Consider the following 20,344-nt stretch of genomic DNA (forward strand, 5'->3'; position numbering starts at 1 on the left):
CGCCTTTCACCACAAACAAGTAACCAGCGGCCGGAAACCGACGTATTGACACCAATGGAGGCCGCTGGCTACTTGATTGTCAGATCTTCACCCGGGCGCCGGGAGGCGGGCCAGCCCTCATTGCTCGCGGGTTCGTCGAAGGGCCGGTACATCCAGCGCGGCAGGGCTTCGTTCTTCAGCAGGGCCTTCCAGACCAGGGCCGTGACGATCGGGGCCAGGCCCAGCGTGGTGTCCAGGTAGGTCAGCCCACGGAACGGACGGGTGGCGGTCACCGGGACGAAGTGCACGTCGCCGGCACGGTTCTCGGCGCGGCTGGCGCACACGTCGCGGGTGCGTCCGTCGACGGTCACCTCGAGCCAGGTGTGGCCGCTGTGCCACCACGGTGAGCGGGTCAGCCGCACCCGGGCAGAGTGCACGGTGCGCACGTGGAAGCCCAACGCCCGCAGCACCCGCGCCAGCACCGTGTTGTACTGGTTGGACTGGCCCCGGCTGCGGGCGAACGACTGGGCAGGGGTCTCCCACCAGTGGTAGCAGGAGTAGTGGCTGTACTTCCGGTGCACCAGCTGGGTGGCGTGGTCGACCAGGTCCCAGCCGTGCAGGTCAGACTCGAGGCAGGCATCGACGGCCTCATCGACCGTGTGCACCCCGTCGGGAGCGATCGGCCTCGTCCGTGGGGCCCGCACCACCACCGGCGCCGCTGCCAGGGCTGCTGCTGCCAGGGCAGCGAGCCAACGCTTGCCGGAACTCATCGTGGGTCCCCTTCGAAGTGGTGCTCGGGTTGGGCCAGTCGGGTGTGCAGGGCCAGCATCTTCTCGGTGCTGGCCTGCCAGGTGTACTGCTCGGCGCGGGCCCGGGCGGCGGTGCGCAGGTCGGGGCCCAACCGGGCGATCAGGCGTTCGGTGGCATCGGCCAGGCTCTCGGCGGTGGGGGCGCCGAACTCACCGCTGGTGGCGTCGACCAGCTCGTGGGCCCCACCCCGATTGCTGGTGACCACCGGGGTGCCGCAGGCCAGCGCCTCCAGCACGGCCAGTCCGAAGGTCTCGGCCGGGCACACCGAGTAGGAGATGTCGCTGTGGGCGAAGCGCTTGGCGACCTCTGCGCGTCCGTCGACGAAGCCGTGGAAGATCACCGGCGCATCACCGGCCTGCTCCTTGAGTGCGTCCACATCGGGGCCGGTGCCGTACATGTGCAGTTCAATGGGCACCCCGCGTCGGTGCAGTTCGACAGCCGCCCCCACCCCCAGCTGCGGGCTCTTCTCGTGCGACATCCGACCGACGTAGCAGATCTGGACGGGCCGCTCGCGGGTGCCGTCCGGGCCGGGTTCGGGGGTCTGGTAGCCCATCGGGTGGAAGGTCTCCAGGTCGACGCCCAACGGCACGTGCCACAGCGTCGCACCGGTGTCCATGAACTCGTCGGCGGCGTAGTGCGAGGTGACCACCACCGCGTCGAACTGCTTGGCGAGTCGACGGTTCAGCGCGCCCACCGCGGTTTCCACGCCGAACTGGCGTTTGAGCCACATCGAGAGCATGTCGTCGAGGCGTTCGTGGCTGAACAGCGCCGAACCGATGTTGCGCCTGCTGGCCCAGTTCCCGGCCGGAGACAGCGTCCACTTGTCCGACACCTCGATGGAGGTCGGGTTGAACCGTTCCAGCACGTCGAGCGCCCGCCACGGTTTGGCGATCATGCGGTACTGCTTGGAGATGCGGGGCGCCTTGACCTGCACCACGATGCCGTTCTCGGTGTCGGTGACGGTGTCGCGTTCCCCGGGAATGACCATGATCCGTTCGTGGCCGGCGGCCACGTAGCCCTTGCCGAGTTCCTCGATGGCCACCTTCATGCCACCCGAGACCGGCCCGACGAAGTTGGCGAGCTGGGCGATGCGCAGTTTGGGGTCGGCCACGCCCCACAGCCTAACGGGGCCGGACGACACCCGCTGCCCGTAGGCTGGTCAGGCTCTAGCGGAGGGAGTCGCATCATCCTGGAAGAGGCAATGTCCAAGCGCTACGCCTGGACGAAAGACCCCCGGCAGGTTGCCGACGTGGCCCATCAGGTGCTGGTGGCAGCCGGCGTCGACCCTGCCACGGCGGCCGTGGTCGACGACCTGGCCGCCGACCTGCCCGCCCTGGAGCGGATGCAGGCCCTCACCGGCACCGGCGGCCAGACCGGTTCCCTGACCGGGCTACCACCCGCCGAACTCGACCGGGCTTTGGGCCTGTTCGAGAGGGTGCACCCGCTGGCCGTGGCGGTGATGGACCGGCTGGACGTGCTGGGGGTGCGTCCCGAGATCATCGGGGTCAGCTCAGCGAAGGCCCGTGACGTGCTGGACGCCCTGGCCGGGGTGATCGCCACTGATGAGTGGCGCCGTCGCGATGCGGCCGGGGTCGATCGCCTGCTGGCCGGTGTGGACGAACAGGTCGGCGGGGATTTTGACAGCGGCGAGCAGGTCTCGGCCACCAAGCAGGAGGTCAACACCATCATCTCGGTGTTGAAGGCGCTGCCGCGGCCCACGTTGAAGAAGATCACCCCGGTGACCTCCACCCTGGCGCTGCGGGCGATCGTCACCGGGCTGCTGAGCTCGGCGAGCTACGACAACGCCCAGCCCAGCACAGATCCCGATGCCCCGGTGACCGTGATCACCGTGGCCGACGAGGCGGCCGACGACACCCCGGCCGTCCCGCCGGCCAGCCCGGGTGCCGGGGGTCGTCCACCGGGCCGGTTGCTGGGCATCGCGGTCACGGTGCTGGTGCTGTATGCCGTGGTGGTGCTGGCCCACGTGGTCAACTACGAGGTGCACTACTTCGCCAACTGGCGCCTGCGCTTCGACCAGGTGCACGCGACGGTGTTCTCCGTCGCGGCGGGGATCGCCGCGGTGCTGGGCCTGACCCGTGTGCTGCGTTCCGACGGGGACGCCGCGACCACCGGGTGGGGCACCCTGCGGGTGGCTGCGGTGGCCGCGGGTATCGTCGGCGTGCTGGTCTGGGTCGAGCGTTTCTTCCGGGTGCTCACCCTGCCGTTCGCCACCTGGTTCCCGCCCAGCTCGTTGACCACGGTGGTGATTGTCGCCGGGCTGGCACCGGGCATTGCCGGTCTGGTCGGGTGGCTGGTGCTGCGGGCCAGGGCCCGGCGGGACACCGCAGTGCGGGACGGGCAGCGTCAGGACGGGGAGCGTCAGGGCGGGGCAGGCTAGAGCGCCGGCAGGTTGCGGTGGCGCAAGCCCACCACCGCCAGCACGTGCGCGGCCAGCGCGACCGCTGCCATAACCGCGACACCCACCCAGCGGACGGGCTCGGCGGGCACCTCCCCCACGACCAGGAAGGGGCTGTTGTCGGCCAGCCAGTCGGGCAACCGCAATGCGGTGGCCATGTAGGCGATGATGGCGCTCACCCCGAACACGGCCCACAACCAGCCCCGCAGGCGGGGGGCGACGCTGAACAGCAGCACCCCCAGGCCCGAGAAGGCCAGCACCACCGGCGCGTGCGCGGCCGTTGCCCGCAGGATGTCGGACCAGAGCCGGTCATCACCCAGGGAGACCGAGGCCGAGGCGGCCAGCACCACCGCGCCCACGGCCAGCACCAGCAGCGAGGCCAGGCTGATCACGGCCAGGTGGCGAACGATCCAGCCGGTGCGGCTGCGCGGCCCGGCCAGGACGGCCTCCAGTCGTCCGGAGACCTCGGCAGCGCGGAGCGAGCCGCCCAGCGCGATCCCCGTGGCCGCGGCCAGCATCGAGGCCATCATCACGAACATGGCCATGATCGCGTCGAGGGCGGCATTGACCCAGGCCTGCAGCTCGGGGATCGACCCGACCGCATCGACGACCTGCTGGGCCAGTGACCCGTAGATGGCCATGACCACCGCGGCACCGATCGTCCAGCCGATCACCGCGGAGCGGTGTTCGAACACGGCCAGGCCCCAGCCCGTGCGCAGGCCGGCCGAGGCCCGCGGACGACCGGGACGACTGCGCACCATGGCCGCGCCCAGGTCACGACGGGCGTTCAGCAGCAGGGCCAGGCCCACCAGCACCAGCGACAGCAGCAGCGAGACGGCCAGCGGCCACCAGCGGGCCTCACCGAAGGCACGGACCCCGTCGAACAGGCCCAGCGGTGACAGCCAGACGTACCAGGCCTCGTTGACCGCACCCAGGCCGCGCACCAGGAAGGCGACGACCGCGACACCGAGCCCGATCATCCAGACCCCACGGTTGGACTCGACGACCTGGGCGGCCACCGCCGCGACCCCGGCGAAGAACATCAGCAGCACGGCCAGGGCCGCCGAGTACCAGGCGGCACCGGCCGAGTCGACCGCGGTCGTCCGGGTGACGGCCCAGCAGCCCAGGCCGGTGGCGGCAGCGGCTGCGGCGGCGAGCAGCAGGGAGGCGACCAGCGGGGCGTGGCGGCCGATCGCCGAGGCGAGCAGCAGTTCGAGGCGGCCGGCTTCCTCCTCGCGCCGGGTGGACCGCGAGACCAGGGCGATGCCCATGATGGGCAGCATGAACGAGGCGATGAAGCCGAACTCGTTGGCGAGGATCCCGCCCAGGGTGTCGAGCCCGGCGACGTTGCCGTTCAGCATCTTGATGGCCGGGCCCGACCCGACAGTCGCGGCATAGGCGGCGATGGCCTCGGGGGTGTCGTAGTTGTTGTCCATGGCGACCGCGGTGATGCCCATGAGCGCGACGGTGGCCGCCACCCACGCCACCAGCACCTTCCAGCCGGTGCGCCATTGGATGGCCAGCATCGTGTGCAGGTTGGCGATGTTCATGCCGGCTGCCCCGCCTCGTAGTTCTTCAGGAACAGGTCGTCGAGGCTGGGTGGGGTGACGGTGAGGGTCTCCAGGCCGGCGGCGTGCAGGGCCGCGACGAGGTCGGCCATGTGTTCGGGGTCGACGCTGCCGTTGGACTCGCTGAGCCCGTCCACGGCGGTGACCTGCAGGTCGGCGCCGGCGGGGAACTGCGGTGCGCGCAGGGTGACGGCGTGGACGTGGCTGCGGGTGTGGCGGCGCAGGTCGGCCAGGGTGCCGCTGCTGGCCAGGCGCCCGTCGCGGATGATGCTGACCTTGTCGGCCAGCGCCTCGACCTCACCCATGATGTGGCTCGACAGCAGCACGGTGACACCCTCGGCCTTGCGTTCGGCGATCACGTCCTGGAAGACACGTTCCATCAGCGGGTCGAGGCCCGACGTCGGCTCGTCCAGGATGAGCAGTTCCACCTCGGTGGCCAGGGCGGCCACCAGCGAGACCTTCTGCCGGTTGCCCTTGGAGTAGCTGCGCGACTTCTTGGTCGGGTCGAGTTCGAAGCGTTGGACGAGGTCGTCGCGCCGGGCCTGGTTGATCGAGCCGTGGGCGCTGGCCAGGATGTCGATGGCCTGCCCGCCGGTGAGGGCCGGCCACAGCGTGACGTCGCCGGGCACGTAGGCGAGCCGCCGGTGCAGGGCCACGGCGTCCTTCCAGGGGTCTCGTCCGAACAGGGTGGCGCTGCCGGAATCGTGGCGCATCAGCCCCAGCAGGATGCGGATGGTGGTCGACTTGCCGGCCCCGTTGGGCCCGAGGAAGCCGTGCACCTCACCGGGTTGGACGGTGAGGTTGAGCCCGTCCAGGGCGCGGGTGGCGCCGAAGGTCTTGACGAGGTTCTCAGTGGTGATCACGGGCATGGTCGTCTCCTGGTTCGTCGGTCGCATCATCGAGCTCGGCGGACATGGCGGTGAACTGGTCGGGGTCGTCGAGCCACGACCCCTGCGGGACCAGCGCCGCGTACACGCGGGCGGCGGTGGCGGTGTATCGGGCCAGGCCCTGGCCCACGAACGGGTCGACCCCCAGCAGCCGGGTGAACTGGGTGCGCAGCAGCATCGTCCCGAAGTCATCGGCGAGCATGATCGCGGCCCGCATGCGGGGGTCGGGGTCGTCGACCATCACCCCTTCGTCCACGTACTGCGCCAGCAGCGCCTCGAAGTGGTCGAGGAACTGGCCGACGAGCTGTGCCATCCGCGGGTCGTCGTCGATGATCAGGCGCAGCATCAGCTCGGGCAGGTCGGTGGCCGAGCGGAAGCTGACCGAGATCTCCGACATCAGGACGCCGCGTTCGATGGCGTCCCTGGCTCGGGCGGCATCGGCCATCTCGAGCATTTCCTCGAACCAGGCCCGGACCTGCTCGATCACCGCATCCTGCAGGCCCTGCTTGGAGCCGAAGTGGTGCACCACCAGCGGGGCCGAGACCCCCGCCTCGGCCGCGATCTGGCGCACGGTCACCGCTGAGAACCCGTGCCGGGCGAACAACCGGACCCCCACCTGCAGGATGTGGCTGCGCGCATCAGCCTGGGGTGCCACCTCATCGGCCATCCCAAACCCCCTTGCGCGATTGAACGCTTGTTCAGCCCCTACGGTAGCACGGGGCTGAACAGCTGTTCAATGGTGGTGGGGTGGGGTTGCTCAGTAGTAGCAGGCCAGGCGCCCGTGGGGGCTGTCGAGGATCGTCACCGGGGTCTCGAACAGGCCGGTGAGCTTCTCGGCGGTCATGATCTCGCCGGGGGTGCCGAAGTCGTAGACCGTGCCGTTCTTCATCGCGCAGATGTAGTCGGAGTACTTGGCCGCAAAGTTGATGTCGTGCAGCACGATGACGATGGTGCGGTTCAGTTCCTGGCTGGCTCGCTTGAGGTGCTGCATCATCTGCACCGAGTGGCGCATGTCCAGGTTGTTGAGCGGTTCGTCGAGCAGGATGTAGTCGGTGTCCTGGGTGAGCACCATCGCGACATAGGCCCGCTGGCGCTGGCCGCCCGAGAGCTGGTCGAGGTAGCGGTTCTCGAGCTCACCCAGGTCGAGGAAGTCGATCGACCTGCTGATGATCTTCTCGTCCGCCGCGGTGATGCGACCCCCGGAATAGGGGAAGCGCCCGAAGGCCACCAGCTGGCGCACCGTCAGCCTCGTGATGAAGTGGTTCTCCTGCCGCAGGATCGACACGATCTTGGCCAGGTCCTTGGACGAAGTCCTGGTCACGTCGTAGCCCGCGATCTCGATCGCACCCTCGTCCAGCCCGAGCAGTCGTCCCATCATGGTGAGCATGGTGGACTTGCCGGCCCCGTTGGGGCCGACCAGGGCGGTGATGCCGCCGGCGGGCAGGTCGAGCGTGACCGGCCCGATGCGGACCTCACTGCTGTACTGCTTGACGGCATTGGCGACCGAGATCACAGGCGCCCCTTTCGGAGGATGTGGAACAGGAAGACGCTGCCACCGACCAGTTCGATGATGATCGAGACGCTGCCGGCGGCGTAGAAGACGTTGCGCATCACAAAGTAGGCACCGCTCAGCACGACGAAGCAGGTGAGCACGGCGACGGGGAAGACGAGCCGGTGGTCGTGGGTGTCGGCGAACTGGTAGGCCAGGGTCGCGACCAGGAAGCCGAGGAAGGTCATCGGGCCGACCAGGGCGGTCGAGACGGCCATCAGCACCGACACCAGGAACAGCACCTGCATGGTCTGGCGGCGGTGGTTCAGGCCCAGGTTGGTGGCGGCGTCCCGTCCGAGTGCCAGCAGGTTGAGGTGGCGTGAACGCAGCCACAGCAGCCCCGCGGCGACCAGGCACAGCGGCACCGCGATCGGCAGGTAGTCGGTGTCGGCATTGGACATGTTGCCGAACAGGCGGGCACTGAGCACGTCGAACTCACTGGGCGAGAGCATGCGCTGCATGAACGCCGAGACCGAGCCGAGGCCGCCGCCGATGATGATGCCGATCAGCAGCATCACCTGGATGTTGCCGTACTTGCCCGACAGCAGCCAGCCGTACAGCGCGAGCGAGAAGCCGACCATCAACACGATCTGGAGCAGGTACTGGGAAACGCCCTGGACGGCCATCACCCCGGCGACACCCAGCACGTAGACCGCGGTGGTCTGCACGGCGACGTAGAGCGCCTCGAAACCCATGATCGAGGGGGTGATGATGCGGTTGTTGGTGGCGGTCTGGAACGAGACGGTGGCGGTGGCCTGGCAGATCGCCACCACGGCCATCACGACCAGGGTGGTGGCGCGCATCTCGGCGATCCGCCAGAAGCCGTCGGTGCCGAAGGGCAGCGGGTTGCCCCAGACGAGCAGGCCGACGCCGAACAGCAGGCTGAGGGCCACCAGCACCCCGAGGACGATGGCGTAGCGCCGCCGCGACGCCTTGTTGGGCAGGCTGCGGGAGCTGCGCTCGGGAGCGGCGCCGGGCGTGGGTTCGGGCTCGGGCACCGGCGTGGGTGCGGGGATTCCCCCGGCGGCCTCGTAGGGCGTGAGGGCCTCGGTGTTGGTGACGGTCAGGACGGTTTCAGCCATGGCGGCGCTGCCTCAACAGGACGAGGATGAACACGGCGGCCCCGATCACGCCGAGCACCAGCGAGACGGGGATTTCAAACGGGGCGATGATGGTGCGGGCGAGCAGGTCGCAGGCCGTGACCAGGCCGATGCCGAGCAGGCAGACCCACGGCAGGTTGCTGCGCAGGTCGTCGCCGCGGAACATCGAGACCACGTTCGGCACGATCAGCCCCAGGAAGGGCAGGTTCCCGACGACCACGGTGACCACGCCGGTGGCGACCGCGATCAGTCCGGTGCCGAGCAGGATGACCCGGTTGTAGTTGAGGCCCACATTGGTGGCGATGTCCTCCCCCAGCCCGGCCACGGTGAACCGGTCGGCGACGATGAACACGGCCACCACCACGAACACGACGATCCACAGCATCTCGTACTGGCCCTTGAGCACCGAGGTGAAGCTGCCGGCGAACCAGACCCCCAGGTTCTGCAGCAGGTTCATCTGCACGGCCAGGAAGGTCGAGATGGAGCTGACCACCGCGCCCAGCATGATGCCGACGATGGGCACGATCAGCGAGGACCGCAGCTTGACCTGCCGCAGGAAGGCGAAGAAGACCATGGTGCCGATGAAGGCGAACAGCACCGCCCCGATCATCCGTTGGCCGACCGAGGCGGTCGGGAAGAGGATCATCACCATCAGCAGGCCGAGGCCGGCCCATTCGGTGGTGCCGGTGGTGGTGGGTTCGACGAAGCGGTTCTGGGTGAGCAGCTGCATGACCAGGCCGGACATGGCCATGGCCGCACCGGCCAGGACCAGCGCCACGGTGCGGGGGATGCGGGTGATCGCGAACATCTGACCACCCTCTTCACTGCCCAGCACGTCGAAGACGCCGGTGAACAGCGAGGCGACCACCAGGGCACCGACGACCAGCACCCCGATGAGCAGCTTGGGGTCGAACAGGCGTCCCCGAGCCGGCCGCGCGGCGGTCGGCGAGTCGGTGCTCAGCGTGTCCTGGGTCATCTGTGTCGCCTCGGTGGTTCGGGTGGGCGGGGTGCCGCGGTGTGCGGCAGCCCCGCCCGCCGAGCTGGTCAGGCCTTCTTCTCGAGCTGGTCAGCCAGCGAGTTGAAGAAGGTGGTGTAGGTCTGCACTCCCTCGTTGGTGTAGGTGTCGGCCGGCATGATGACGATGTTGCCGGTCTTGACGGCGCTCACGTTCTGCAGTGCGGCGCTGTTGGCGATCAGCTCGGCGGCCGGGGTGTACTCGGCACCCGGCTCGGTGACGGCCGCGTCGCGGTCCATGACCATGATCAGGTCGGGGTTCGACTTGGCGATGGCCTCGACGGAGATGTCGTCGCCCTCGTGGTCGTCGGAGGAGCCCTCCACCTCGAGCGCGGGGGTCAGGCCGAGAATGTCGAAGACCGGGCCGAGGGTGCGGCCTGCGCCGGGGGCGATGAAGCCGAGGTTGCCACCCGAGGCGTTGATGGCCATGACCTTGGTGTCGGGGTCGTAGGCGTCCTTGGCGCGGGTGATGGCGGCATCGAGTTCGGCGTTGAGCCCAGCGGCCTCGTCCTGCTTGTTGAAGATTTCACCCAGGACCGTGGTCTGGCGCTCGAGCTCCTTGTCGAAGGGCTCGCCCTCACGGGGGTCGAGGTCGATGATGATCGCATCGGGCACCAGTTCGGCGATCTTCTCGTTGAACTGGGTGAAGCGCTGGCCACTGATGATGACCTGCGGCTGGGCGGCCGCGATCAGCTCGAGGTTGGGCTCACGGTGGTTGCCGATGTCGACGATGGACTCGTCGGTCTTCCACGGGTTGGTGGTCGGCATGAGGGCCCGAGCGGCAGCGGCCGGCTTCAGGCCCCAGGACTGCAGGGTCTGGAAGGTGCGGTTGTCGAGTGCCACGTAGGAGGTGATGGGCAGCTCGATGGTCTTCTCGCCACCGTTGTCAGTGATGGTGACGCTGGTGCGGGTGTCGTCAGCGACAGGCGCCTGGTCGCCCTGGTCGGACGCGCCGCAGCCGGTGAGGGCTACTGCGGCAGCGGCGACGAGCGCGACCAGCCACCGCGAGCCCTTCGCGAGGGGGGAAGCAGACTGCATGGGAGGGACTCCTCTGGGTGGAGTGCTCACCGCCGGGGACGGTGTGCGGATTACGTGATGCCGACGTTTCCTAATCAGCAATGAGGACATTAGCATAGGCTTGCCTTACCTGGACGGGGGGATGGCGCCAACTGTGGTCGGCCCCGGCCGCCCCGATTTGCCACGGCCGTGATCGCTGACAGTGAAATGGCACCTGACTAGGGAGTTTCGAACTCGGGGGTGCCGGGCGGTGGACAGGCACCCCGGCATGGGACAGCATCCACAGTGTGAACAACATCACTTTTCAGCCCGGGAACCTCGACCACCTCGTGGTCACCACCACCGACCTGGCCCAGGCCTGCGACGAGTTCGAATCGCGGCTGGGGGTGCGTCCTGAGGTGGGCGGCAAGCACCCCCAGTTCGGCACCCACAACGCGCTGGTGGCCCTGGGTGGTTCGGCCTACCTCGAGGTCATCGCCATCCACCCGGACGCCGGGGCCCAGGCGGTGGACTACCCCTTCACCCTGGCGACCGAGACGACCACCCGCATCCGGACGTTCGCCGCCCACCCCGGTGACCTGACAGCCGTGGTGGAGGACCTGCGCCGGTTGGGTGTCGATGTCGGCGAGGTCGGGCCGGGCTCGCGCACCACCCCGGACGGCACCGTGCTGAACTGGCTGCTGACCGCACCCCTGGCGGCGGGCGAGCACGGGCTGGTGCCGTTCCTGATTGACTGGCAGGGCGGCCCCTCCCCCGCTGAGACCATCGGGCCCGCGGTGCGGCTGACGGCCTGGGGTGGCAGCCACCCCGACCCTGCGTCGATCAGGACGGCCCTCGAGCTGCTGGGCGTCCCGCTGGAGGTGGGACAGGGCCCCGCCGGTCTGTGGGTCGAGCTCACCGGCCCGGCTGGCAGCTGGCGCCTCTGAGGCCGTCGAAACACCTACTTGCCCCGACGATGGCCACCTGCCCTAGAAAATGACACTTGCCCCCGTTCCGGAACGGGGGCAAGTGCAATTTTGTAGGGCAACCAGCGGATCAGGCCTTGGCGTCGTCGTCCTCGTCGGTGTCGTCGTCAGCCTCATCGGACTCGTCGTCGTCCGCGTCCTCCGCGTCGTCCTCATCAGCCTCGTCAGCGTCCTCGGTGTCGGCCTCGTCAGCCTCGACCTCGTCCTCAGCGGCAACCTCTTCGGCCTCTTCGGCCTCGGCAGCGGCGGCGATCTTGGCCTTGGCGTCCTCGGCGGTCTCCTCGGCCTTGACCGGGGCAGCCTTCTTGGCGACGGGCTCGGTGATCAGCTCGAGCACGGCCATGGGGGCGTTGTCACCCTTGCGGGGGCCGATCTTGGTGATGCGGGTGTAGCCGCCGTCGCGACCCTCCATCGCCGGGGCGATCTCGGCGAACAGGATGTGGACGACGCTCTTGTCGGTGATGGTCGACAGCACCAGGCGACGGTTGTGCAGGTCGCCGCGCTTTGCCTTGCTGATCAGGCGCTCGGCGAGCGGACGAACGCGCTTGGCCTTGGCCTCGGTGGTGGTGATGCGGCCGTGCTCGAACAGCTGGCTGGCCAGGTTGGCCAGGATGATCCGCTCGTGGGCCGGGGTGCCGCCGAGACGGGGACCCTTGGTGGGCTTGGGCATGGTGTTTCTCCAGTGGTTCTACCGGGTTGTCGCCCGGTGGCGGGTGCGGATCAGTACTGCTCGGTCTCGGTGTATTCGTCGTCCTCGTAGGAGGCGACCGCGGCCATCGGGTCGAAGCCGGGGGCGCTGTCCTTGAGGGCCAGGCCCATCTCAGCCAGCTTTGCCTTGACCTCGTCGATCGACTTCGAGCCGAAGTTGCGGATGTCGAGCAGGTCCTGCTCGGAACGGCCCAGCAGCTCACCGACGGTGTGGATGCCCTCGCGCTTGAGGCAGTTGTACGAACGCACGGTCAGGTTCAGGTCCTCGACCGGCATGGCCAGGTCCTGGGCCAGCTGCTCGTCCACCGGCGACGGGCCGATCTCGATGCCCTCGGCGTCCAGGTTCAGCTCGCGGGCCAGGCCGAACAGCTCGACCAGGGTGCGACCGGCCGAAGCCACCGCGTCACGCGGGGTGATCGACGGCTTGGACTCGACATCCACGACCAGTCGGTCGAAGTCGGTGCGCTGCTCGACACGGGTGGCCTCCACCTTGTAGCTGACCTTCAGCACCGGCGAGTAGATCGAGTCGACGGGAATGCGACCGATCTCGGCGTCGGGGTTGTTGTTCAGCGCGCTCGAGACGTAACCACGACCGCGCTCGACGACGAGCTCCATCTCGATCATGCCGTCCTCGTTGAGGGTGGCGATGTGCAGGTCGGGGTTGTGGATCTCGACACCGGCGGGGGTCTCGATGTCAGCGGCGGTGACGTTGCCGGCACCCTTGTTGCGCAGGTACATGGTGACCGGCTCGTCCTCCTCGGACGAGAGCACCAGGTTCTTCACGTTCAGGATGATCTCGGTGACGTCCTCGACGACGCCCGGCACGGTGGAGAACTCGTGCTGGGTGCCGGCGATCTTGATGCTGGTGACGGCGGCACCGGGGATCGAGCTGAGCAGGGTGCGACGCAGCGAGTTGCCCAGGGTGTAGCCGAAGCCGGGCTCGAGGGGCTCGATGATGAACCGCGAACGGAATTCGTCCACGACCTCTTCCGACAGGGTCGGACGCTGTGCGATGAGCATGGTGTTCCTTCCCGCACCGACCGCTATTTGACGGCGCGACAGGCCCCCGGGAACCTTTCCCGAGGTGCAGTACTGCTGATCCGAGAGGGATCAGGTGATCCGTGAAGGATCGGGGTGGAGCCGCACAGCAGCCGCCCACGAGGGACGGCTGCTGCAGGACTCACTTGGAGTAGAGCTCGACGATCATCTGTTCCTGAACGTCGATGGTGATCTGCTCACGGGTGGGCAGCTGGTGCACCAGGATGCGACCGCGGTTCGGACGAACGGTCAGCCAGGCCGGGACCTCGCGCTCACCGAAGGTCTCGCGGGCGACCACCACCGGGTGCAGGTCCAGCGACTTCGGCGCGACATCGATGATGTCGTGCGGGGTCACCCGGAAGCTGGGGATGTTCACCTTCTTGCCGTTGACCTGGAAGTGGCCGTGCGAGACCAGCTGGCGGGCCTGACGACGGGTCTGGGCCAGGCCGGCGCGGTAAATGACGTTGTCCAGGCGCGACTCGAGGATCTGCAGCAGCAGTTCACCGGTCTTGCCGGGGGCGCGGTCGGCTTCCTGGTAGTAGCGGCGGAACTGCTTCTCGAGCACGCCGTAGGACAGGCGGGCCTTCTGCTTCTCACGCAGCTGCTGCGAGTACTCGGAGTCCTTGGTGCGGCCACGGCCGTGGACGCCCGGGGGGTAGGGGCGGCGTTCGAACGCCTTGTCGTTGCCAACCAGGTCCACGCCAAGACGGCGGGACTTGCGGGTCATGGGGCCGGTGTAACGGGCCATGGTTCAGTCCTCTTTCCTTCTCGTCGGGATCAGTTGCGGCGCGGCTTGGGCGGACGGCAGCCGTTGTGGGGCACGGGGGTGACGTCGGCGATGGCGCCGACCTCGAGGCCCGCGGCGGCCAGCGAACGGATCGCGGTCTCACGGCCCGAGCCGGGGCCCTTGACGAACACGTCGACGCGCTTCATGCCGTGGTCCATCGCGCGACGGGCGGCGTTCTCGGCGGCCATCTGGGCGGCGAAGGGGGTCGACTTGCGCGAACCCTTGAAGCCGACGGTGCCGGCCGAGGCCCAGGAGATCACCGCACCGTTGGGGTCGGTGATGGCGATGATGGTGTTGTTGAAGGTCGACTTGATATGAGCCTGACCAACGGTGACGTTCTTCTTTTCCTTGCGCCGCACCTTGGTCTTGGCGGCGTTGCGACCTGCTGTTGCCATAAGTCTGTTGTCTCTTTCTGGAGTCTTCGTGCGAGAAGCTCAGCCGGATGGTGCCCTCAGGGCACCGATCAGCGAGCCTTCTTCTTGCCGGCGACGGCCTTCTTCTTGCCCTTGCGGGTACGAGCGTTGGTACGGGTGCGCTGACCGCGGACGGGAAGCCCGCTGCGGTGGCGACGGCCCTGGTAGGTGCCGATCTCGATCTTGCGGCGAATGTCGGAGGCGACGCTTCGACGCAGGTCACCCTCAGTCTCGTAGTTGGCCTCGATGTGGTCACGAAGAGCGACCAGATGGTCATCAGTGAGCTCATGGACGCGCAGGTCACCGGAAATGCCGGTGGCGGCCAGGGTCTCGGCGGCGCGGGTCTTGCCCACACCGAAGATGTAGGTGAGTGCGACCTCCAGGCGCTTTTCGCGCGGCAGGTCAACACCAATGAGGCGTGCCATGTGGCAACCTTTCGATGATTCGGACGCCGTGGCGTCCCGGTCCCCGCTCCCCCTGTTTCCCGCAGGGTGTGTTGGAGTCGGTGTGCGACCGCGAAGGTGTGGCGGCGTGACGCGTCCCCCCGCCCAAAGCTGGACTGTGAGTTGGGGCCCCGGCCTTCGTCCGAGGGTGGACCGGATTGCTCCGGCGTGCGGCACGTGTTGGGTTATGGAGTTGTCAGAAGCAGTCGATGACTGCGGTGGTGCGAGGTTCCTCGCGTATCAGCGTGGGCTCAGCCCTGGCGCTGCTTGTGACGCGGGTTGTCGCAGATCACCATCACACGACCGTGCCGGCGGATCACCTTGCACTTGTCGCAGATCTTCTTGACGCTCGGCTGAACCTTCATCGAGCTTCTTTCTGGTCTGAACCGACGCGGACGCAATCGTCCACCCCGGTCTGGGTTGATGGAGTTCGCGACGAAGCCGTGGCTTCGTTGCAATTCCCGGGCGGGCCCGAGAGAGTCTCGGGGCAAGCCCGAATGGTCACTTGTGGCGGTAGACGATCCGGCCGCGGGTCAGGTCATAAGGAGAAAGCTCCACGACAACACGGTCAGTGGGCAGGATGCGGATGTAGTGCTGCCGCATCTTTCCACTGATGGTTGCAAGGACCTTGTGGCCGTTGGCCAGCTCAACGCGGAACATCGCGTTGGGCAGGGCTTCCACCACAACTCCCTCGAGCTCGAGTGCTCCTTCTTTCTTCGCCAAGGCGTTCCCATCTCTGGTGTGTGTGGCCCCACCCGGCTGTGAAGCCGCAGGGCTTCACGGGCAGGACCGTCCACGGTCACGACTGACCGACGCCCTACTCTACGCCAGAGCCACGCCTGCGCCCAAATCGTGGGGGCATGGCTGGCTAGGATGCGCCCATGGCCTTCTTCAGCGTGCACTACACCTACACCGCCGACCGTGACCGGCAGGACGAGCTGCGACCCGAGCACCGAGCCTACCTCGCCACCCTGGTCGAACTGGGCCACCTGTTCGCCTCGGGCCCCCTGCTCGGCACCGACCCCGGTGAGGCGCTGCTGGTGTTCAACACCGACAACGCCGAGACGGTCAATGCGCTGCTCGACCAGGACCCCTTCCACCTGGGCGGTCAGGTGGCGTCGCGCAAGGTGACCGCCTGGAACCCGGTCATCGGCGCCCTGGCCGACCAGGTCTGACAGCCCGCCAGAGCGCCCCTGCAGACGCTCAGGTGACCATGTCGGGAGTCACCGTCCAGGTGTTGCAGCCCGAGACCTGGTCCATGTAGAAGCCGCGCTGCCACCAGTACTGGTTCGACTTGGCACTGCCATGCACCTCGCCGAGGTCCCTCTCGGTCCAGGCGATGTACTGCGAGTAGTCACTGTCGTTGAAGCCGATGTCGGTGGTCACCATGATCCGTGAGGTCCAGCACGAGGCCTGCAACTCGATGCGTCGTGACCGTTCCATGTCGTCGATGCCACCCTCGTGGGCCAGGGCTGACCCGTTCCACAGCAGTCCCGACTGGTGCTGCACGTGGTGGGCGAACTCATGGGCGGCGGCGAAGAACGGCATCTGCCGGAAGCCCGCCAACTCGTCCATGGTGGAGTAGTTCACGTAGATCTGCGTGTGTTCCCCGTCCCACGTGCCGCAGTAGAAGGTGGTGTCGCCCTGCCCGCAGGGCGTCTGGACGGCCCCCCGGATGAAGCTGACCTTCGGCATGACCAGGGGTTTGCCGATCGCCTCGAAGGCCGTCTGCCAGCCGGCGTGCTGGCAGGCGATGGTCTCGGACATGAAGGTCTCGAAGTGTGTCTCGGATTCGAACTCGACCTCGGGCACCTCGGGACAGGTGAACGTCGGCACCGGCTGGGGGTAGAGGCTGTTCTGCTGCAGTTGCACCCAGTACGCCTCAGTGGAGTTGGGCCTGGGCAGGGTGTCCCAGCTCCGCTGCGGCAGCACCGCCAGCCCGGTAGGCGTGGTCGCGGGGGTCGTCACCTCGGGCGTCGTCACCTGGGGCGTGGTGACGTCCGGGGTCGTGATCGGTGTCGTGCCACCGGGAGTGGTGCTGGCCGACGGGGACCGGTCACGGGTCAGCACGAAGGCTGCGAAACCCAGCGCCCCGACGAGCAGCGCCACCGCGAGGACCATGCCCAGGTTGCCCCCCTTGAGGGGCGGCTGGGGCCCCCGACCCCCGGACGATGGGGGCTGCGACCAGCCACCCTGGGTGGATGGGTGCTGGGCTGATGGGTGCTGGGTTGACTGGTGGAACGAGGAGACCTGCGGGGTGGGCGCCTGCTGGGGCGCTCGCCAGTCCTGGTGCTGCTGCCACGGATGGCCGGGCTGCCACTGGGGGCCGTTCGAGGGAGGCCACCCCTGCGTGCTCATCGCGGCCTCACGTGACCCGTTCGGGACCGACGGTGAAGGTGTTGCACCCCTCCACCTTGGTCATGTACAGCCCGCGTTGCCACCAGTACTGGTTCGAGGCGGCCGAGCCGTGGTATTCGTCCTGGTCCTGCTCGGACCACCGGACGTAGGTCTCCAGGTCCTCCTGGGAGAACTGGGTCGACTGGGTGGCCACCAGCAGCCGGGCCGCCCAGCACGAGGTCTGCAGTTCGACTCGCCGGGAGCGTTCGGTGTTCTCCATGCCACCCGACGACGTGATCTGTTGGGCGGCCCAGAAGAGGCCGGCCATCATCTGCACGTGGTGGCCGTACTCGTGGGCCAGGGTTTCATAGGCCCGCAGCCGCCACCAGGTATTGCTGCCCCGGATCAGCTCGGAGTGCACGTAGATGGCGTAGCTCGAGCCGTCCCACGTACCGCAGTAGAACGACACGTTCTCCCCCGCCTTGCCGCAGGGGCTCTGCACGGCACCGTCGATGAAGTTCACCGTGGGCATCGGCAGGTCCTCGCCGATCGCGGTGAAGGCCCGGCTCCAGCCGGCGTGCTGGCAGTTGAGCACGGCGGTCGCGAAGGCCTGGAACTCCTCGGTGGAGTTGAACGGGCTCGGCACCGTCGGGCAGTCCATTGCGGGGATGTCGGTGGCGTACAAGGGGTTCTGCTGCAGGGTCACCCAGAACTCGTTGTTCGAGTGGGGCCCGGGCAACGTGTCCCAGGAACGTTCGGGCAGCACTCCCGGGCCGACCACGTTCGGCGGTGGCGTGGTCGTCGTCGTGGTGGTCGTGGTGGTCGGCGGCGTGGTGGTGATCGGGGGTGTGGTGGTGATCGGCGGCGAGGTGGTGACCTGGGAGGTGACTTGCGCCGAGGTGGTGTTGGTGGTCGTGGCCGCCACCGTGCCCTGGGTCTGGCGCAGGGCGAAGACCGTGAACAGCACCGCCGCCGCGATCGCTGCGACGGCGATGACCAGGCCGGTGTTGCTGTTCCTGCGGGGCGGCTGCGGGGCGCGATGCCCGCCGCCCGCGTACTGCGGCCCGAGGTACTGCTGCGTGGGCTGCGACCAGTTCTGCTGGGTGGGGTGCTGTGCCCACTGGTTGGGCCCCGACTGCCAGTAGGTCGGACGAGCCGGCTGCTGCTGCCATCCCGGCTGTTGCCCGGCCCCGGGAGGCGCCGGCGGGTGGCCCCACTGGTGTGGTGGGCGCCCGGGCGGCCATTGCCCCGGGCCCTGCGGGAACTGCGTCATGGAACCATGATGCACCCCGGAAGGGCCGGGGTCATCAGCTCACGCGGGAGGATCCCACGGTCCAGGTGTTGCAGCCGCCGACCTTGCTCATGTACTGCCCGCGCTGCCACCAGTACTGGTTCGACGCGGCCGAGCCGTGGTACTCGTCCTGGTCACGCTGCGACCACTGGATGAAGATGGCGTGGTCGCGCGGGGAGTACTGCGTGACCGGGGTGGCCACCGCGATCCGCGCAGCCCAGCAGGAGGCCTGCAGTTCGAGGCGGCGCTGCCGTTCGGCCACGGTCATGGTGCCCGCGTCCGAAATGGCGGTGCTGGCCCGGAACAGGCCACCGGCCATCTGGACGTGGTGGCCGTACTCGTGCGCGATCGTGTCGAAGGCCCGCAGCCGCCACCACTGGTTGGTGTCGGTGATCAGGTCGCTGTGCAGGTAGATGTTGGTCTCTGACAGGTCGAAGTAGCCGCAGTAGTACGAACCGGAGATCTTGCCGCAGGGGGTCTGGGTGGGGCCGCTGATGAAGTACAGGCTGGGTCGGGGCAGCCGCGTGCCGGCCCCCTGGAAGACTGAGAGCCCTATGTCAAGCAGCCTTCGTCAGGAGGCTGTTGAGTCGGCCGTGTAGGTCGGGGTTGTAGGGCGTGTGGTCGTGCCAGCAGCGCCACAGGATCCTGGTCCAGTTTTGGGCCAGGATTCTTGCTGCGTGGGGGTGTCGGCAGCCGCGGGCTCGGGCGCGGTCGTAGGTGTCGCGTGCCCAGGCGTTCGCGCGGGGCGTGTCTTGGGCCCAGTCGACCAGTGCTGCCCGGAGTTGTTTGTTGCAGCCGCGTCGGTAGGCGACGTTGAGGTGCTTGCCGGACTGCCTGGTCGATGGTGCGACGCCGGCGGCTGCGGCGAGTGCTGGGGGGTCGGGGAACCTGGCCCGGCAGTCGCCGATCTCGGCCAGCAGGGTGGCTGCGCGGACGGTCCCGGCGCGGGGCAGGGACTGGAAGATCGGGCCGTCGGGGTGAGCCAGGAGTGCTTCCTTGATCCGGGCCTCGAGCCGGGCTTGTTCATCACGCAGGGTGGCGAGCAGATCAACGAGGGTCAGCACGATGACCTCGCTGGCTTCGGCTGCCGCGCCGCTGACGCGGCCGGTCGCAGCTTCGTGCAGGTGGTCGACCAGCCGGGTCGGGGTGTGGCGGCCGCAGTATGCGTTGGCCTTGAGCCAGTGCGCCATCCGCAGCTCGCTGAGCCAGGCTGCTTTGGCTTCGCTGGGGAATCGGCGCAGGAACGCCAGGCTGATGGGGATGTCGAGCTGGCTGAACAGGCCGATCGCGCCGGGGAAGTTGTGCTGCAGCACTGCGAGCAGTTGGTTGTGCACGGCGATCCGGTGATCGATCAGATCGTGGCGGGCGCGCACCAGCATCCGCAGCGCGATCGTCTGTTCGCTGTCTGGTTGCACGATCGCCCAGCGACCGGCGTCGGTGCGCAACGCGTCGGCCAGCACGAACGCGTCGAACCGGTCGTCCTTGTTCCCCGCGGAGCCGTAGCGGGCACGCAGTGACTTCACCTGCCGTGCACTGATCACGACGACTTCGAACCCGTCGCGGATCAGGTGCTCGACCACCGGTCCGTCGCCGCGCTCGATCCCGATCCGTTCCACGCCATGGCGACGCAGCAGGGTGGTGATCTTGGTCAACCCGGGCCGTGTGTGCGGCACGGTTGCTTCCTCGATGCGCTGTCCGTCGTCGTCGACGATGCACAGCGCGTGGTGCTGCCAGGACCAGTCGATCCCGGCGTAGGTGGGCGTAGCCTCAATCATGAGAGTGCTCCTTCCGTCAGCCCACGGATTCAGCACTCCGGTCCGGGACGTGACGGTCGGTCGCTCACTGAGGCGCTCCGGGACCTTGCCGGGTCCTTGGCGCATAGCCCTATGGCCGATCTGCGCGTCCCGGGCCACCGAGCCCTGCAACTCTCAGCCAGGTCGTCCCCGAAGGGCGACTCGCTCAGCCTGGCAGTGGCCCGATGGACCCGGGGTGCAGACAAGACGATTCGCCTCGTCCACCCCA

23 protein-coding genes are annotated in these 20,344 nt (G+C 68.1%); 3 read left to right on the plus strand and 20 right to left on the minus strand.

Going from position 1 to position 20,344, the window contains the following annotated elements:
* Positions 1–68: 68 nt before the first annotated feature.
* Both ACQE3C_RS12645 and ACQE3C_RS12650 read right to left on the minus strand, forming a co-directional pair.
* On the minus strand, positions 69–749 hold the full coding sequence (locus ACQE3C_RS12645) for a transglutaminase domain-containing protein (protein WP_434539535.1): 681 nt from the start codon (positions 747–749) through the stop codon (positions 69–71).
* Positions 746–1,900: a glycosyltransferase gene (locus ACQE3C_RS12650; protein WP_434539536.1), complete on the minus strand. Its 1,155-nt coding sequence runs from the start codon at positions 1,898–1,900 to the stop codon at positions 746–748. Before ACQE3C_RS12650 ends, ACQE3C_RS12645 begins: the two co-directional genes overlap by 4 nt.
* Before the next feature lie 90 nt (positions 1,901–1,990).
* Here ACQE3C_RS12650 and ACQE3C_RS12655 point away from each other — a divergent pair, with 90 nt between their 5' ends.
* A complete protein-coding gene (locus ACQE3C_RS12655; protein ID WP_434539537.1) occupies positions 1,991–3,187 on the plus strand; it encodes a hypothetical protein in 1,197 nt (398 codons plus the stop codon).
* Here ACQE3C_RS12655 and ACQE3C_RS12660 read toward each other — a convergent pair.
* The 7 genes from ACQE3C_RS12660 to ACQE3C_RS12690 form a co-directional block, all read right to left on the minus strand.
* Positions 3,184–4,755 (minus strand): ABC transporter permease, encoded by a 1,572-nt coding sequence (locus ACQE3C_RS12660; RefSeq protein ID WP_434539538.1) that lies wholly within the window; start codon positions 4,753–4,755, stop codon positions 3,184–3,186. The genes ACQE3C_RS12655 and ACQE3C_RS12660 overlap by 4 nt on opposite strands.
* Positions 4,752–5,642 carry an ATP-binding cassette domain-containing protein gene (locus ACQE3C_RS12665; RefSeq protein ID WP_434539539.1) on the minus strand — a complete coding sequence of 297 codons (891 nt, stop codon included), beginning with the start codon at positions 5,640–5,642 and terminating at the stop codon, positions 4,752–4,754. Before ACQE3C_RS12665 ends, ACQE3C_RS12660 begins: the two co-directional genes overlap by 4 nt.
* Positions 5,623–6,327 carry a TetR/AcrR family transcriptional regulator gene (locus ACQE3C_RS12670; protein ID WP_434539540.1) on the minus strand — a complete coding sequence of 235 codons (705 nt, stop codon included), beginning with the start codon at positions 6,325–6,327 and terminating at the stop codon, positions 5,623–5,625. Before ACQE3C_RS12670 ends, ACQE3C_RS12665 begins: the two co-directional genes overlap by 20 nt.
* 90 nt (positions 6,328–6,417) lie before the next feature.
* The gene (locus tag ACQE3C_RS12675; protein WP_434539541.1) at positions 6,418–7,173 is read right to left on the minus strand and encodes an iron ABC transporter ATP-binding protein; all 756 of its coding nucleotides are present in this window, start codon (positions 7,171–7,173) and stop codon (positions 6,418–6,420) included.
* A complete protein-coding gene (locus tag ACQE3C_RS12680) occupies positions 7,170–8,291 on the minus strand; it encodes an iron chelate uptake ABC transporter family permease subunit (RefSeq protein ID WP_434539542.1) in 1,122 nt (373 codons plus the stop codon). Before ACQE3C_RS12680 ends, ACQE3C_RS12675 begins: the two co-directional genes overlap by 4 nt.
* The gene (locus ACQE3C_RS12685; RefSeq protein ID WP_434539543.1) at positions 8,284–9,285 is read right to left on the minus strand and encodes an ABC transporter permease; all 1,002 of its coding nucleotides are present in this window, start codon (positions 9,283–9,285) and stop codon (positions 8,284–8,286) included. The genes ACQE3C_RS12680 and ACQE3C_RS12685 overlap by 8 nt, the downstream gene beginning before the upstream one ends.
* A gap of 68 nt (positions 9,286–9,353) precedes the next feature.
* On the minus strand, positions 9,354–10,361 hold the full coding sequence (locus ACQE3C_RS12690; RefSeq protein WP_434539544.1) for a siderophore ABC transporter substrate-binding protein: 1,008 nt from the start codon (positions 10,359–10,361) through the stop codon (positions 9,354–9,356).
* Positions 10,362–10,627: 266 nt separating this feature from the next.
* Between ACQE3C_RS12690 and ACQE3C_RS12695 the strand changes: the two genes are divergently transcribed.
* Positions 10,628–11,266, plus strand: coding sequence for a VOC family protein (locus ACQE3C_RS12695; RefSeq protein WP_434539545.1), 639 nt, complete (start codon positions 10,628–10,630; stop codon positions 11,264–11,266).
* 109 nt (positions 11,267–11,375) lie between these two features.
* On the opposite strand, the gene rplQ is transcribed toward ACQE3C_RS12695, so the two are convergent.
* The 7 genes from rplQ to infA all read right to left on the minus strand — a co-directional run bounded on the left by rplQ (position 11,376) and on the right by infA (position 15,417).
* Positions 11,376–11,975, minus strand: coding sequence for a 50S ribosomal protein L17 (gene rplQ, locus ACQE3C_RS12700; RefSeq protein WP_434539546.1), 600 nt, complete (start codon positions 11,973–11,975; stop codon positions 11,376–11,378).
* Positions 11,976–12,025: 50 nt separating this feature from the next.
* A complete protein-coding gene (locus ACQE3C_RS12705; RefSeq protein ID WP_434539547.1) occupies positions 12,026–13,033 on the minus strand; it encodes a DNA-directed RNA polymerase subunit alpha in 1,008 nt (335 codons plus the stop codon).
* Positions 13,034–13,193: 160 nt separating this feature from the next.
* Positions 13,194–13,799: a 30S ribosomal protein S4 gene (gene rpsD, locus ACQE3C_RS12710; protein WP_434539548.1), complete on the minus strand. Its 606-nt coding sequence runs from the start codon at positions 13,797–13,799 to the stop codon at positions 13,194–13,196.
* A 29-nt stretch (positions 13,800–13,828) separates the two neighbouring features.
* The gene (gene rpsK / locus ACQE3C_RS12715; protein ID WP_434539549.1) at positions 13,829–14,233 is read right to left on the minus strand and encodes a 30S ribosomal protein S11; all 405 of its coding nucleotides are present in this window, start codon (positions 14,231–14,233) and stop codon (positions 13,829–13,831) included.
* Between the two features lie 68 nt (positions 14,234–14,301).
* Positions 14,302–14,676, minus strand: coding sequence for a 30S ribosomal protein S13 (gene rpsM, locus ACQE3C_RS12720; protein ID WP_434539550.1), 375 nt, complete (start codon positions 14,674–14,676; stop codon positions 14,302–14,304).
* Between the two features lie 269 nt (positions 14,677–14,945).
* Positions 14,946–15,059, minus strand: a complete 114-nt coding sequence (rpmJ, locus tag ACQE3C_RS12725) for a 50S ribosomal protein L36 (RefSeq protein WP_002514836.1) — start codon at positions 15,057–15,059, stop codon at positions 14,946–14,948.
* Positions 15,060–15,195: 136 nt separating this feature from the next.
* Positions 15,196–15,417, minus strand: coding sequence for a translation initiation factor IF-1 (infA, locus tag ACQE3C_RS12730; RefSeq protein ID WP_434539551.1), 222 nt, complete (start codon positions 15,415–15,417; stop codon positions 15,196–15,198).
* A gap of 158 nt (positions 15,418–15,575) precedes the next feature.
* On the opposite strand from infA, the gene ACQE3C_RS12735 reads away from it, so the two are divergent.
* Positions 15,576–15,869, plus strand: coding sequence for a YciI family protein (locus ACQE3C_RS12735; protein ID WP_434539552.1), 294 nt, complete (start codon positions 15,576–15,578; stop codon positions 15,867–15,869).
* 28 nt (positions 15,870–15,897) lie between these two features.
* On the opposite strand, the gene ACQE3C_RS12740 is transcribed toward ACQE3C_RS12735, so the two are convergent.
* The 4 genes from ACQE3C_RS12740 to ACQE3C_RS12755 all read right to left on the minus strand — a co-directional run bounded on the left by ACQE3C_RS12740 (position 15,898) and on the right by ACQE3C_RS12755 (position 20,097).
* Entirely contained in the window at positions 15,898–16,815 is a 918-nt protein-coding gene (locus ACQE3C_RS12740) for a neutral zinc metallopeptidase (RefSeq protein WP_434539553.1), read from the minus strand.
* A 244-nt stretch (positions 16,816–17,059) separates the two neighbouring features.
* Positions 17,060–18,304, minus strand: coding sequence for a neutral zinc metallopeptidase (locus ACQE3C_RS12745; protein ID WP_434539554.1), 1,245 nt, complete (start codon positions 18,302–18,304; stop codon positions 17,060–17,062).
* 34 nt (positions 18,305–18,338) lie between these two features.
* Positions 18,339–18,887, minus strand: a complete 549-nt coding sequence (locus tag ACQE3C_RS12750) for a neutral zinc metallopeptidase (protein ID WP_434539563.1) — start codon at positions 18,885–18,887, stop codon at positions 18,339–18,341.
* On the minus strand, positions 18,880–20,097 hold the full coding sequence (locus ACQE3C_RS12755) for an IS110 family transposase (RefSeq protein ID WP_434537930.1): 1,218 nt from the start codon (positions 20,095–20,097) through the stop codon (positions 18,880–18,882). The genes ACQE3C_RS12750 and ACQE3C_RS12755 overlap by 8 nt, the downstream gene beginning before the upstream one ends.
* Positions 20,098–20,344: the final 247 nt, after the last annotated feature.

Origin of the sequence: Aestuariimicrobium sp. Y1814 (genome assembly GCF_050113895.1) — a bacterium.
Lineage (GTDB): Bacteria > Actinomycetota > Actinomycetes > Propionibacteriales > Propionibacteriaceae > Aestuariimicrobium.